This window comes from Sinorhizobium alkalisoli (genome assembly GCF_008932245.1).
GTDB classification, from domain to species: Bacteria; Pseudomonadota; Alphaproteobacteria; order Rhizobiales; family Rhizobiaceae; genus Sinorhizobium; species Sinorhizobium alkalisoli.
Genome location: NZ_CP034909.1, coordinates 1,270,506 through 1,283,541, shown reverse-complemented (window position 1 = coordinate 1,283,541; position 13,036 = coordinate 1,270,506). Strand labels below are relative to the sequence as shown.

The 13,036-nt window shown below is 62.7% G+C and carries 14 protein-coding genes; 1 reads left to right on the top strand and 13 read right to left on the bottom strand.

All coding sequences use genetic code 11. The features are described from left to right. Positions 1–87: 87 nt before the first annotated feature. Positions 88–420 (bottom strand): preprotein translocase subunit YajC, encoded by a 333-nt coding sequence (yajC, locus tag EKH55_RS06345; RefSeq protein ID WP_069457780.1) that lies wholly within the window; start codon positions 418–420, stop codon positions 88–90. A 295-nt stretch (positions 421–715) separates the two neighbouring features. On the opposite strand from yajC, the gene EKH55_RS06340 reads away from it, so the two are divergent. After that, complete coding sequence (locus EKH55_RS06340; protein WP_069457781.1) at positions 716–1,591, top strand: ATP-binding protein; 876 nt, start codon at positions 716–718, stop codon at positions 1,589–1,591. Positions 1,592–1,685: 94 nt separating this feature from the next. On the opposite strand, the gene EKH55_RS06335 is transcribed toward EKH55_RS06340, so the two are convergent. The 12 genes from EKH55_RS06335 to nagZ all read right to left on the bottom strand — a co-directional run bounded on the left by EKH55_RS06335 (position 1,686) and on the right by nagZ (position 12,978). Next, complete coding sequence (locus EKH55_RS06335) at positions 1,686–3,200, bottom strand: LysM peptidoglycan-binding domain-containing M23 family metallopeptidase (protein ID WP_151611182.1); 1,515 nt, start codon at positions 3,198–3,200, stop codon at positions 1,686–1,688. Positions 3,201–3,342: 142 nt separating this feature from the next. After that, on the bottom strand, positions 3,343–3,993 hold the full coding sequence (locus EKH55_RS06330; protein ID WP_069457783.1) for a biotin biosynthesis protein BioC: 651 nt from the start codon (positions 3,991–3,993) through the stop codon (positions 3,343–3,345). A gap of 240 nt (positions 3,994–4,233) precedes the next feature. Then, a complete protein-coding gene (locus EKH55_RS06325) occupies positions 4,234–4,887 on the bottom strand; it encodes a protein-L-isoaspartate(D-aspartate) O-methyltransferase (RefSeq protein WP_151611181.1) in 654 nt (217 codons plus the stop codon). Beyond that, entirely contained in the window at positions 4,884–5,654 is a 771-nt protein-coding gene (gene surE, locus EKH55_RS06320; RefSeq protein WP_151611180.1) for a 5'/3'-nucleotidase SurE, read from the bottom strand. The genes EKH55_RS06325 and surE overlap by 4 nt, the downstream gene beginning before the upstream one ends. A 28-nt stretch (positions 5,655–5,682) precedes the next feature. Next, a complete protein-coding gene (serS, locus tag EKH55_RS06315; RefSeq protein WP_069457786.1) occupies positions 5,683–6,960 on the bottom strand; it encodes a serine--tRNA ligase in 1,278 nt (425 codons plus the stop codon). A gap of 146 nt (positions 6,961–7,106) precedes the next feature. Next, entirely contained in the window at positions 7,107–7,949 is an 843-nt protein-coding gene (tatC, locus tag EKH55_RS06310; protein ID WP_069457787.1) for a twin-arginine translocase subunit TatC, read from the bottom strand. Then, entirely contained in the window at positions 7,946–8,599 is a 654-nt protein-coding gene (tatB, locus tag EKH55_RS06305) for a Sec-independent protein translocase protein TatB (RefSeq protein ID WP_069457788.1), read from the bottom strand. Before tatB ends, tatC begins: the two co-directional genes overlap by 4 nt. A 77-nt stretch (positions 8,600–8,676) precedes the next feature. Next, on the bottom strand, positions 8,677–8,883 hold the full coding sequence (locus EKH55_RS06300; RefSeq protein ID WP_069457789.1) for a twin-arginine translocase TatA/TatE family subunit: 207 nt from the start codon (positions 8,881–8,883) through the stop codon (positions 8,677–8,679). A 194-nt stretch (positions 8,884–9,077) separates the two neighbouring features. Further along, a complete protein-coding gene (locus tag EKH55_RS06295; RefSeq protein WP_151611179.1) occupies positions 9,078–10,187 on the bottom strand; it encodes an ABC transporter ATP-binding protein in 1,110 nt (369 codons plus the stop codon). A gap of 79 nt (positions 10,188–10,266) precedes the next feature. Continuing rightward, on the bottom strand, positions 10,267–10,995 hold the full coding sequence (gene scpB / locus EKH55_RS06290; protein WP_106407792.1) for an SMC-Scp complex subunit ScpB: 729 nt from the start codon (positions 10,993–10,995) through the stop codon (positions 10,267–10,269). Next, positions 10,988–11,806 carry a segregation and condensation protein A gene (locus tag EKH55_RS06285; protein ID WP_151611178.1) on the bottom strand — a complete coding sequence of 273 codons (819 nt, stop codon included), beginning with the start codon at positions 11,804–11,806 and terminating at the stop codon, positions 10,988–10,990. Before EKH55_RS06285 ends, scpB begins: the two co-directional genes overlap by 8 nt. Before the next feature lie 155 nt (positions 11,807–11,961). Continuing rightward, positions 11,962–12,978 carry a beta-N-acetylhexosaminidase gene (nagZ, locus tag EKH55_RS06280; RefSeq protein WP_151611177.1) on the bottom strand — a complete coding sequence of 339 codons (1,017 nt, stop codon included), beginning with the start codon at positions 12,976–12,978 and terminating at the stop codon, positions 11,962–11,964. Positions 12,979–13,036 lie beyond the last annotated feature (58 nt).

Here is a 13,036-nt window from a genome sequence, read left to right as displayed (position 1 = left end):
GACGCCGCGCGTCCTTAAGACGCGCGAAGATTGCTGCATACTCGTCAGAAACCATATGCAGCAACTGGTCAGGGCTCGCGCCGTCTCTTATTCCTTGACGGGTTCGCCCTTGACGCGGACCTCGGAAATACCGCTGCGCACGACACGCACCTTGAGGCCCTCGGCAATCTCGACCTCGAGTTCCGAATCGTCGACGACCTTCGTCACCTTGCCGACGATGCCGCCACCGGTGACCACCTGATCGCCCCGGCGAATGTTCTTCAAGAGCTCTTCGCGACGCTTCATCTGGGCGCGCTGCGGCCGGATGATCAGGAAGTACATCACGACGAAAATCAGGATGAACGGCAGGATGGACATCAGGATATCGGCGCCCCCAGCGGCCGGGGCAGTCGTCTGCGCGAAAGCTTCGGTAATGAACATCGATCACTCCTTGAGTTCAGCTGCGCGGTTGCTCTCCCGCGCGAAATCCGCCGGAATATGGGAAATGATTTCACGACAATAAAGTCGGTACCCTGCTCCGTTGCTCCTGCCTCTGACACAAATTGCGCGATAGGAGAACCCCTCGCGCACGCGCGCCCGGGCTTTTCCAGCGCAAACCACCGTGCTAGCGAGGAAAAACGCGCCAGCAGCCTTCCTAAGAACCCACCGAGGGCGGCGTGACGGGACACACCGACGAGTGGCCGCGCTACGCCCGCGGCGATCCGGAGACGAGCAGATGCACCAAAGCAAGATCGACGTCCTCATCAATGAATTACAGAAGCTCTCCGCAGCCCTCGAGCGGATTGCCGGTCCGGGTGAAGCGGTCAACGACTGGGCTCGCGCGGAATGCTTCGTCTGGGCTCCGGCGACCCGTCATCTGCAGCCGGTGGAAAAGCCGAATCGGATCGAGCTCGCGCTGATCACCGGCGTCGATCATGTTCGCGACATACTTTTCGACAACACGCTCCGCTTCGCCGAAGGCTATCCGGCAAACAACGTGCTGCTCTGGGGTGCGCGAGGCATGGGCAAGTCTTCGCTCGTCAAGGCCGTCCACGCGCAAGTAGCCCGCAACACCGGTGCCGGACTGAAACTCGTCGAAGTGCACCGGGAAGACATTGCGACGCTGCCGGCCCTGATGGAAATCCTCAAGGTTGCTCCGATGCCCGTCATCGTCTTCTGCGACGATCTGTCCTTCGACCATGACGACACGTCCTACAAGTCCCTGAAGGCCGTTCTGGACGGCGGCGTCGAAGGGCGCCCGGCCAATGTCGTGCTCTACGCGACGTCGAACCGCCGGCACCTTCTGCCGCGCAACATGATGGAAAACGAGCAGTCGACCGCAATCAACCCCTCCGAGGCCGTCGAGGAAAAGGTCTCCCTGTCCGATCGCTTCGGCCTTTGGCTCGGATTTCACAAATGCAGCCAGGACGACTATCTCGCCATGGTCGACGGTTACGCACGCTACTACGATTTGCCTGTCGAGCGGGAAACCCTTCACGCCGATGCGCTCGAGTGGGCGACGACAAGGGGAGCAAGGTCCGGCCGCGTCGCCTGGCAGTTCATTCAGGATCTTGCGGGGCGTCTGCGCCGGTCATTGCGCGACCCCGCGTGACGGTGGGACACGGGGCGCGCCTTCTAGTTACTGCAAGTTCGTTCAGTAGGCTTCGGCTCAAGGACAAGGCCCGCAGCAATTCAAAGTGCTACGGCTATTCCAGGTAGGTTGCCGGGTTCACCGGTGTCGCGTTCTTGCGGACTTCGAAATGCACCTGCGGCTGGGTGGCGCGCCCGGTCATGCCCGAAGAAGCGAGCGTCTGGCCCCGCTGGACCTTCTGCCCCCGCTGAACATTGAGTTCCGAGGCATTGCCGTAGACGGTGACTGTGCCATCGTCGTGGCGGACCAGCACGGCATTGCCGAGTTCCTTCAGACTGCTGCCGGAATAGATGACCACGCCGTTTTCGGCCGCCTTGATCGGCGTCCCTTCCGGCACCGAGATATTGATGCCGTCGTTGCGATTGCCGTCGACATTCGCGCCATAGCCGGCAACGACCGCGCCGCGGACGGGCCAGCGATATTTGCCGATTCCGGTCGATTTCGGCGACTCCGCGTCGACGTCGGACTTAGCTGCCGCCTCCGAAACGCTCTCCTTGACGACAGGCGGCTTGTATTCCGTCGGCTTGCTCTGATCGAGCGACGCCACTTTCGTTTCCGCCCTCTTCGAAGGAACGGAAGCGGTCGCGTCGCCAGCGACGGCGCCACCCGGCACTTTCAGCTTCTGTCCAATGCGGATCGATTCGGTCGTCAGCCCATTCGCTTGCTTGAGGGCAGCGACGGACACGCCATTCGCCTTGGCGATCCGGTTGAGCGAGTCGCCCGCCTTGACTGTGTAGAGCCCACCTGCGCCACCGCCCTCGCCGGCAGCATCGACCTTTCCGCTTGCAACGTTCGCGCGCTCCTCGCCCTTCTCGCGCAGTTGCGATTGCCCCGGCAGGATCGCGACTTCACGCTGACCAGCGGGCAGCGGCAATGGCTGCTTGTTGCCACCCTCGATATCGGCGATCGAACTTGACGCCGCCGCTTTCGCGGCGCTGCTTCCGCCGCCAAAGCTCGGAATGATGAGGCGCTGGCCCGGCTCCACCTGTCCGGCGGAATTCAGGCCATTGGCCTTCAGGATCTCCTTTTCCGGTACACCGAAGCGGCGCGCCAGTACGGCTACGGTATCCCCCGGGCGTACCATGATCGTTGGTGCGTTTTCCGTGCTCCAGCCGCCCTTGCCGGAACGCTCCCTGGAAGAGGTCGGCAGCGGTTCGGCTTTTGCGAGAACTGGCTGCGGCTGGCGGGCGGCAGGGGTCTCCGGCGCCTGGCGAGGAATGGCCGGCGCCGGTTCGGCCAGGGCCGTACGCTGTACATTCATCGGCGTCGACGCTACGCGGGCACTCGACACCGGCGCGGCAACGGCATGCACCTGACCGTAGGACCCGGTTCCGCCGGCATCCGGATAAGTCTGACCGAGGGCGACGCTCTGGCTGCCCGATATATCGCCTCGCGGAACGGGAGTCGTATTGCGCGGGATCGAGCCTGTCGTCAGGGCGTCGGAGCTTGAAAAGAGCCCATCGAAGCGGCTTACACCGGAGCTGCAGCCTGCCGCGGCGCTTGCCAACAAGGCCGCCGCACACAGGCGGATCAAGGACTTCCCTGCACCGGGAGATGAAAACTGACGCATGACGCTTACCCACTCCGAACGCAACTCGCTGTGGAATGATTAAAGCGCATTAGAGTTACCGGCCGGTTAAGGGCGGCGGCGATTTGACGAAACGCTAACCATGATGCCGCCCCGGCGCCGGAGCCGTGCGGGATTGATCGGCCTATAGGAGTTCCGAATAGAGGCGCTCGATTTCCGAAAGCGATCGCGATTCCGGCGTTTCCGTCTCATAGCTGATATTGGACGCATCCCAGCCCAAAAATCGTTCGTCGCCCGGCTCTGGATCGAGCGGAGCAGCCGAAGAGACGGTCTTGTCCTCATCGAGAAACACGCTGACGATCCTCTTGAAACTTGAATCGCCATCGAGGCCGCTCTCGGCGTCGTATTCGAGCGACCGTAATCCCGCGACCGACGCTTCGCGCGTACCGAAATAGCGCAGGCTGTTTTGATCCTCCGGCCGGAGAGTATCGTAGTACTCGATGAAGGCTCGGTAATAGGCCCTGTAATCGCCGCTATCGGCGAACCTCCCGAAGGCCTGGTGCTCCCGTGCCGCTAGTTGCGGAGAGAGCCGGTTGTTCCACTCGTCGGCGGTCAAGGGCGGCGCCCTCTCCGGCGTCTTCTTGGTGCGGCTTAGATAAAGCAATGCATCGACCGAAAGGGAGATGCGCGGCGTCGGGTCGAAAAATGCCGCCTGCGCCGCTTGTGCGCTCGCATCTTCCTTGCCAGTGGTCCCGACCTGGTCCGCCGACCGCCCGGCGAGATTACTCAGACCATCGCCCGTCGCAGCGCCCGTCAACCTGTTCGCAATCTGCATCTGCCGTCTCCATCATCTGCACGATCCAAACGAACAACGCAGAAATCACAGCTCAAGCGCGCCACGACCATCGTGCCCTTCCGGGCTATGGCGACAAGCTTGCGCGAAGCTGGAGGCGGGTTAATAAAGGGTTAACCACTTGATCGAGAACAATGCTTTCGGGGCCTGAGGCAGGAGCTGGAGGGCAAGCTGGCCTTGTGCGAATCAGCTGTTTGCGACGCGCCGGCCATCGCGACCTGCTCAGAGGAAGGATGCCAGCTGCGGGACGATCGGGAGGTAAGGTGCTTCGAACAGGTCCTCCCGATCGAAGCGGCTGCCCGTGCGGTTGACGCGAACGATGCGGCACCGCGTTTCGTTCATCATGATCGGCACCAGCAAGGTGCCGCCCGATACGAGGTGATCGGAATACATGCGCGGCAGACTGTCGAAAGCGGCAGTGATGAGAATGCGGTCGAAGGTGCCCTCGCCCGGCGCCCCGACGCTGCCGTCCGCATGTCGCACGACGACATTGCGGATGCCGGCTTTCTCGAGATTCTTCTGCGCGGTCCCCACCAGCGTCTGATAGCGATCGATCGTCAACACCCGCTCTGCGAGGCGCCCGATGACACCGGCGGTAAAGCCGCTGCCAGTGCCCACTTCAAGCACGCGCTGCCCCGGCTTGACATTGAGGCAATGGATGAGCCGAACCGCAAAATCGCATCCTTCCATGAAGGAGCCGCAATCAAGCGGGATCAGTCGCCGGGAATAGACGTCCTCCTGATAGGGCGCCGGACAGAACAGGCCGCGCGGGGTCTGCTCCACGGCTTTCAGCAGGTCGTTGTTCACGACGCCGGCTGCGCGGAGGCGAAGTGCCATCGCCGCAAGCCCTTCCTGCTGCGCGACACGCCCGCTCAAGCAGCAGTCCCTTTCAGCAATGCCCGGGCGATGCGCTCCTGAACCGTGTAGTCGGTCATATCCAGCTTCAGCGGCGTCACCGAAATCCGGTTGTCGCGCAAGGCCCGAATGTCGGTGCCGGAGCGAAAGTCGCCGGAGCGCTCGCCGAAGCGCAGCCAGAAATAGGGAAAGCCGCGGCCGTCCAGGCGCTCGTCGATGCTGAGCCCGATCTCGAGCTTGCCTTGCGAGGTGACCTCCACGCCAGCAACCGCATCCGGCGCGCAATTGGGGAAATTCAGATTGATCAAGGTGCCGTCCGGCAGGTCGACCCGCATCAAGCGGCCAATCAGCGCCGGCGCGTGCGCCTCGACCACGTCCCAGGGCACCGTCGCCCCGACTGAGTGGGAATAGGCCTGGCTCAGCGCCATCGAGCGAACGCCCTGCAGCGTCCCTTCTATCGCCCCGGCGACCGTGCCGGAATAGGTGACGTCGTCGGCGAGATTTGCCCCCACATTGACGCCCGAGAGAACGAGGTCCGGCTTGCGGTCCAGGATCTTTCTCGACGCCATGATCACGCAATCGGTTGGCGTTCCCCGAAGCGCGAAGCGCCGCTCGGCGACCTGGCGCAGGCGCAGCGGCTCCGAAAGCGTCAACGAGTGCGCAAGGCCGCTCTGGTCCACTTCCGGGGCGACGACCCAGACGTCGTCCGAAATCGATTGCGCAATCCGTTCCAGGACGGAGAGCCCCTCGGCATGGATGCCGTCATCATTCGTCAGCAGGATGCGCATGCCGCCTCTCTCGCTCGCCCCGCGTGCCTTACGCGGCCTTTTCGATCCGCTGCAACCCGCCCATATAGGGCACGAGAACGTCCGGTACCGTCACGGAACCGTCCTCATTGAGATAGTTTTCGATGACTGCGATCAGAGCACGCCCCACCGCCACGCCCGAACCGTTGAGCGTGTGGACGAATTTCGTTGCCCTGTCCTCCTTCAGGCGATAGCGCGCGTTCATCCGCCGCGCCTGGAAGTCGCCGCAGACCGAGCAGGACGAGATTTCGCGATAGGTGTCCTGCCCCGGCAGCCAGACCTCGAGGTCATAGGTCTTGCGCGCGCCGAAGCCCATGTCGCCCGTGCAGAGCGTCATCACGCGATAATGCAGTCCGAGCCGCTTCAACACTTCCTCGGCGCAAGCCGTCATCCGCTCGTGTTCGTCGATTGAGCTTTCGGCATCGGTGATCGAAACCAGCTCGACCTTGTTGAACTGATGTTGACGCAACATGCCGCGGGTGTCGCGCCCGGCAGAACCGGCCTCCGAGCGGAAGCAGGGCGTCAATGCAGTGAAGCGCAACGGCAGCTTCTCCAGGATTTGCTCGCGGACCATGTTCGTCAGCGGCACCTCCGCCGTCGGAATCAACCAACGTCCATCGGTCGTCCGGAAGAGGTCTTCCGCGAATTTCGGCAATTGACCCGTTCCATACATCGCGTCGTCTCTGACGAGGAGCGGCGGCTGAACTTCGGTGTAGCCATGCTCCTGCGTATGCAGGTCGAGCATGAATTGTCCGAGCGCACGCTCGAGGCGCGCAAGCTGGCCCCTAAGAATGGTGAAACGTGCGCCGGCTATGCGCGCCGCGCCTTCGAAATCCATAAAGCCGAGCGCTTCGCCGACCTCGAAATGCTCGAACGGCTTATGGTTCCATTGCGGCTTTGAGCCGACGACCCGCGTCACCACATTGGCGGTTTCGTCGGGGCCGACCGGAACGTCCTCGAGCGGGATGTTCGGGATGCGCGACAGGGCATCCGTCAGTTCGGCCTCCAGCCGGCGGCTCTCGTCCTCTGCCGCGGGCAGGGCGTTCTTCAGCTCTGCGACCTCGGCCTTGAGCTTCTCAGCGAGCTCGCCGTTCTTCTGCGCCATGGCCGCGCCGATTTCCTTCGAGGCAGCGTTGCGGCGCGCTTGCATTTCCTGCAGCGAGGAAAGGATGGCGCGGCGGCGTTCATCAAGCTCAATCAGAGACGCCGACAATGGCTCCGCACCCCGCTTTAGCAGGGCGTCGTCGAGCATGGCAGCATTCTCACGGATCCATTTGATATCGAGCATAGTCGTTCCACGCGTTGGTGCCGCCAGTCCTGGGACCGCCTCGGTCCAGGCGAAAAGCCAGCAGCGATTTCAAAGTGCCACAACGACCGGCGCGTGTACGAACGGGCACGGTTGCTGCAGGACGCGGCGCGGAATCGTCGGACGGGTCAGCCCTTGGCAGGGCCAGCCGTCTCGGAGGAACCTTCCTGCGAAGAAGCCAACTCGGTCGAGAGGGCTTCGGCTGCTCGCTTCTTCTCGACGAGTCGCGCCGTATAGATGGAAATTTCGTAGAGAAGGATGGCTGGTAGCGCAAGACCGATCTGCGAAACGGGATCCGGCGGGGTCAGAACCGCAGCAACTACGAAGGCGATGACGATTGCATATTTCCGCTTCGCGGCCAGCCCATCCGCAGTGACGAAGCCGACGCGCGCGAGCAGCGTCGTGATGACCGGCAACTGGAATACGAGGCCGAAGGCGAGCACCAGCGACATGATCAGGCTCAGATATTCCGAGACCTTCGGCAGGAGCTGGATCGACACCTCCCCTTCGCCACCGCCCTGCTCCATCGCCAGGAAGAACCACATCACCATCGGCGTGAAAAAGAAATAGACAAGCGCGCCGCCGATCAGGAACAGGACCGGCGAAGCGATCAGGAACGGCAGGAAGGCCGCCCGCTCGTTCTTGTAGAGCCCCGGCGCGACGAACTTGTAGATCTGCGAGGCAATGACCGGAAAGGCGATGACCAGCGCGCCGAACATCGCGACCTTGATCTGGGTGAAAAAGAACTCCTGCGGCGCGGTGTAGATCAACTCGATATTGCGATGGCTGAGCCCGGCCCAGCTCACGGCCCACTTGAACGGCAGGACGAGCAGGTTGAACAATCCCTTGGCGAAATAGAAGCAGACGAGGAAGGCGACGAAGAACGCTCCAATCGCCCACATCAACCGCGCGCGCAGTTCGATCAGGTGCTCCATCAGCGGCTGCGGCCGGTCCTCCATATCGCCGCTCATGCGTCACCTTTCTTGCGCGAAGCCGCTCGCGTCTTTCCACTCTTCGCTTCGACCTCGGCCGAACCGGCAGCCAGTTTCCTTGCCGTTGACTTCTTCGCCGCCGCCGCAGCGGAGGCTCTTTTCGGTGCCGGCTTTGCTGCCACGAGCGTATTCGGCTCGGCTTTGGGCTTGGCTGCGCGCTTCGGCTTCGCGTCGGCCGCCTGCGTCGCCGGTGCCGAACGCTCCGTCTCGCCCGGTGCAGTTTCGGCTGCGGTCGCTGCGACCGCCTCTCCCGGTTCCACAGCTGGCATGGACGTATTCGCCGGCACAGTGCCCGACTCCGGTGCGGTTTGCGCGGCCTTATCGGGCGTTGCGGCCTTCTGCAGATCGGACTTGATCTCGTTGCCGAGCTGCCGCAGCGGGTTCATCGCGTCCCGCAGCGCGGTCGTCGGATTAAGGCTTTGGGCATCGCTTATCGTCCGACGGACGTCGTCGAGATCGGCCTCGCGCAATGCTTCGTCGAACTGTCGCCGGAAATCGCCGGCCATGCCGCGCATTTTCGACGTCATTCGTCCGAAGGCCCGCAGCATCGGCGGAAGATCCTTCGGACCAACGACGACGATCAAGACAATTGCAATGACGACAAGCTCGGTCCAGCCGATATCAAGCATCCGACGCGTCCTACAAACTCGCAATGCGGCCTATCGGGCGCGGCTACGCACCCGATATTCCGCCCATGTACCGATCGTTAGCGGACTTCGTCGGACTTGTGCTCGACGGTCTTGCCGTCGATCGGCTTGTCGGCCGCAACGGCGTCGTCGTCGCTCATGCCCTTCTTGAAGCTCTTGATGCCCTTGGCCAGATCGCCCATCAGTTCCGGAATCTTGCCACGGCCAAACAACAGCAGCACGACGACTAGGACGATCAGCCAGTGCCAGATGCTAAAGGAACCCATCCACTTACTCCCTCGATGCCCTGCATATTCAAGGCCATCACGTTGTCATTTTTCAGGCGGGCCGAAACGCGCGCCTACTGCATGTATCCTTTAATCGACCTCGATCAAAGGACAAAGACATGCAGCGATTCAAAGTGCTACAGCGACCTTCGCGCGTCCATTAAGACGCGGGGCGCTGTAGTCCTAGACGGAACCTAGGATGTCGCGGTGTCTTTTTCAAACACCAATATGTCGCGCTCGTTAACGCAAAGCGTGACGTCACGCAATCCTTGCGGCAACAGGTCGGCGCGTATGCGTGCCCGAACGGTGCGCTCCGACTGAGGAACTGCAAGTTCGAGGAGTTCGACGACACCCAGGAACCGCCGCGAGACAATACGCGCGGGGATCGCCCCACCCTCTTCCTGCAGCTGAACACCGGAGAGCCTGACGGCAACACTCAGAGGCTGCCCTTCGCCGAATTGCCCCGCGGGCACCGTCCCAAGCGGCGTCTCGACGAGACCGCCGCGCACGCGCGCATCGAAAACATTGATCTCGGAGAAGAAACCGGCAGTGAAGAGATCACGCGGCCTGCGATAGATTTCGTCGGCGGTTCCGACCTGGACAAGGCTGCCATCCTTCAGCAGCGCGATCCGGTCGGCCATTCGCATCGCCTCTTCTGCGTCATGCGTCACGACGATCGCCGTCGCGCGGGTTTCACGAAGAATTGCAAGAGTGTCGGCGCGAATGGAGTCCTTGAGCCGGGAATCGAGGCCGGAGAAGGGTTCATCCATCAGCATTACCGCCGGTCGCGGGGCAAGCGCTCGGGCGAGCGCCACCCGCTGCTGCTCGCCACCCGAGAGTACATGCGGATAGCGGTCGGCATAGTGCAGCAAACCGACGCGGTCGAGAGCCGCCTCGGCCTGAATGAGCGCTTCCTTCTTCGGCAGCGCGGTCAGTCCGAAGCAGACGTTGTCGCGGATGCTCATGTGCGGGAAGAGGGCAAAATCCTGGAACATCAGCCCGACGCCGCGCCTTTCCGGGGGAAGAAACACGCTCGGCCCCGATATCTCCCGACCGTTCAGGAGGAGGCGCCCGCCCGTCTGCATCTCTATTCCCGCGGCGATCCGAAGCAAGGTCGTCTTGCCGGACCCGGAGGGACCGAGCAGACAGAGCACCTCGCCAGCCTCGGCCTTCAGCGACACGCCCTTGATCGTATCCTTGGAGTGATAGCGGTGGCTGATGTTCTCGAAAGCAAGGCTCGCCGCGAACGACACTCCAGGCCGCCTTGTCGTTGCGACGGTGCCGCTGAGCGAATCTGAAACCATGGTCTGCATTCCCTGACCCGAAGGCACTCGGTCGAACCGCGTACCCGAGCCTTAAAGCCGATATCCTTACTCAGGATTTTTAATCGTCTTCTTCTGCCTTCGGAGTCAAGAGGCCGAGTTCCTCGAGGTCCATTTGGGTGATGGGATCCTCGTTGTCGGAAAACTCGTCCTCCCCCGCAGGAACGGGAATATGCAGGTTGGAGGGTACGCGCCCGGAGAGGAGTCCTGCCCCCTTCAATTCCTCCATGCCCGGAAGATCGCGGATCTCCTCGAACCCGAAATGATCGAGGAAGTCGCGCGTCGTCCCGAATGTCACCGGTCGGCCGGGCGTGCGCCTGCGGCCGCGAAACCGCACCCAGCCAGCCTCCATCAGCACGTCGAGCGTGCCCTTCGAGGTCTGTACGCCACGAATGTCTTCGATTTCGGCTCGCGTCACCGGCTGGTGATAGGCGATGATCGCCAGGACTTCGAGTGCGGCTCGGGACAGTTTCTTGACCTCCTGCTCATCCGTCTGGACAACGAAGGAGAGGTCGGCGGCGGTGCGGAAGGCCCAATGGTCGGCGACCTGAACGAGATTGACGCCGCGAGCGGCATAGGCTGTCTTCAGCCGGGACATCAGCCGCCCGACGTCGACCCCGCGCGGGATGCGGCTGGCGATATAGCTTTCCGAAACCGGCTGGGCCGAGGCAAAGACAAGCGCCTCCGCGATCCGCTCTGCCTCCTGCTCCAGCCCCGGATCGATGAATACCTCATCGATCGCTTCCTCGTCGTCGGGCATCCCGGGCAAGTATCTTTGCGCCTCAGCCACGCGCCGCCTCCATCTCCGCCAGGGTCGCGGCATCGATCGGATTTGGCCCGCGCCGCAGATAAATAGGAGCGAAGGCACTCTCCTGCCGGATTTCGAGCCTTCCCTCCCGCACCATTTCCAAGGATGCGGCGAAGGAACTTGCAATCACGGTCGCCCGCTCCTTCGGACTTGTCATGTAACGGATGAGAAACTGGTCGAGCGCCGTCCAATCGTCGAGACCGCCCACCAGGCGGGCAAGGATCAGGCGCGCATCCGAAAGCGACCAGACATGACGCTTCTCTATCGTCACCTGGGTCGTCGACTGGCGCTGCCTCAATGTGGCATAGGCGCTTAGCAGGTCGTAGAGCGAAGCGTCATAGCCGGACTTCTTCTCGGCAACGATGTGTTCGGGCGCTCCACGCGCGAAGACATCGCGACCGAGGCGGTTGCGATTGACGAGCCTCGTTGCCGCGTCGCGCATCGCCTCCAGCCGCTTCAGCCGGAAAGCCAGCGCAGAAGCCATCTCCTCACCGGATGGCCCCTCCTCCCTCGTCTGCTGCGGGATCAGCAGTCGTGACTTGAGATAGGCGAGCCAGGCGGCCATCACCAGGTAATCGGCCGCAAGCTCGATGCGGATGGAGCGGGCCCGCTCGATGAAGGCGATATATTGCTCGGCCAGAGCCAGGACAGAGATGCGGGAAAGATCGACCCGCTGGCTCCGGGCAAGGTGCAGGAGCAGGTCGAGCGGCCCTTCGAAGCCCGCAAGGTCGACGACGAGCGCCTCCTCATGCAGGCCGCGGTCGGCAGAGTCCTCCTGCCAAAGGGGATCCATTGGCGCCTTTGCCTGGGGCTGTCCCTGCCTTTCTCCCGAACCCGTCACCACCACGCCCTTTCAGCGCCCGCCGACGCCACCTCTGCCATAGGAGCTACAGCGTCCCTTGCGCGCCCGAAGGGACTCATGGCCCAGTCGAGCCGGATACGCCCCTATCAAGCCAAGGCGAACATCCCGTCGAACTCGGAGCGCAGCGCCTCCTCATCCGAATTGTCCGGTTCCCGGAAGGCCGCCTCCGCCGCATTCGCCCGCCGCAACCGATCGCCGGTGAGTATCGGCACGGCGTCTGCGACGGACTTCATTTCTTCCATAATACCGTGACAATGCAAGATGAGATCGAGGCCCGCGTCGATAATCGCCCGCGCCCGCGCGTTCATGTCACCGGCAAGCGCATTCATCGAGACGTCGTCCGACATCAGCAGGCCGTCGAAGCCAATATGACCCCGGATGATCTCCTGCACGACTTTCGGCGATGTCGTGGCCGGATTGTCGGGATCGATCGCCGTGAACACCATATGCGCCGACATGGCCATCGCTTCGTCCTTCATGGCGACGAAGGGCAGGAAGTCGCTCGCCGTCAGCACCTCCAGACTGGAATTGACGACAGGCAGGCTGTGATGCGAATCCACCAGCGTCCGGCCGTGGCCGGGCATGTGTTTCATCACCGGCAACATGCCGCCGGCTTTCAACCCCTCGGCCAGGGCCCGCCCGATGGCCGTCACGGTCTCGGGATCATGACCATAGGCGCGGTTGCCGATGACATCATGGCTCCCCGGCACCGGCACATCGAGAACGGGCAGGCAATCGACCGTGATGCCGAAAGACGTCAGATCGAAGGCATGGAGGCGGCCGAGGAGCCAGGCAACCCGCAGCCCGAGATCCTTGTCGCGCCGATAGAGCTCGCCGATCGCCGCGCCGTTCGGATATTGCGGCACGAGCGGCGGCCGGATGCGCTGCACGCGCCCGCCTTCCTGATCGATGAGGACAGGAGCCGTCGAATTGCCGACGCTGTCGCGCAAGGCGGCAACCAGATCGCAAATCTGCGAGCGCTCGCCGATATTGCGCCCGAAGAGAATGAAGCCCCACGGACGCTCATCGGCGAAGAAGCTGCGCTCTTCCGCCGTCAGGACCAAGCCTTTGCAGCCGGAGATAAATGCTTTTGATTCGCTCATGCGAGAATCATAGTGCCCTCTGGTGCGAGCGCGAAGCGGCAAACCGTGTCTTCGCCCT

Bases quoted from the DNA above. Each gene is read 5' to 3' on its own strand.
- yajC (WP_069457780.1), bottom strand. From the start codon at position 420: ATGTTCATTACCGAAGCTTTCGCGCAGACGACTGCCCCGGCCGCTGGG.
- EKH55_RS06340 (WP_069457781.1), top strand. From the start codon at position 716: ATGCACCAAAGCAAGATCGACGTCCTCATCAATGAATTACAGAAGCTC.
- EKH55_RS06335 (WP_151611182.1), bottom strand. From the start codon at position 3,200: ATGCGTCAGTTTTCATCTCCCGGTGCAGGGAAGTCCTTGATCCGCCTG.
- EKH55_RS06330 (WP_069457783.1), bottom strand. From the start codon at position 3,993: ATGCAGATTGCGAACAGGTTGACGGGCGCTGCGACGGGCGATGGTCTG.
- surE (WP_151611180.1), bottom strand. From the start codon at position 5,654: ATGCGCATCCTGCTGACGAATGATGACGGCATCCATGCCGAGGGGCTC.
- serS (WP_069457786.1), bottom strand. From the start codon at position 6,960: ATGCTCGATATCAAATGGATCCGTGAGAATGCTGCCATGCTCGACGAC.
- tatC (WP_069457787.1), bottom strand. From the start codon at position 7,949: ATGAGCGGCGATATGGAGGACCGGCCGCAGCCGCTGATGGAGCACCTG.
- tatB (WP_069457788.1), bottom strand. From the start codon at position 8,599: ATGCTTGATATCGGCTGGACCGAGCTTGTCGTCATTGCAATTGTCTTG.
- EKH55_RS06300 (WP_069457789.1), bottom strand. From the start codon at position 8,883: ATGGGTTCCTTTAGCATCTGGCACTGGCTGATCGTCCTAGTCGTCGTG.
- EKH55_RS06295 (WP_151611179.1), bottom strand. From the start codon at position 10,187: ATGGTTTCAGATTCGCTCAGCGGCACCGTCGCAACGACAAGGCGGCCT.
- EKH55_RS06285 (WP_151611178.1), bottom strand. From the start codon at position 11,806: ATGGATCCCCTTTGGCAGGAGGACTCTGCCGACCGCGGCCTGCATGAG.
- nagZ (WP_151611177.1), bottom strand. From the start codon at position 12,978: ATGAGCGAATCAAAAGCATTTATCTCCGGCTGCAAAGGCTTGGTCCTG.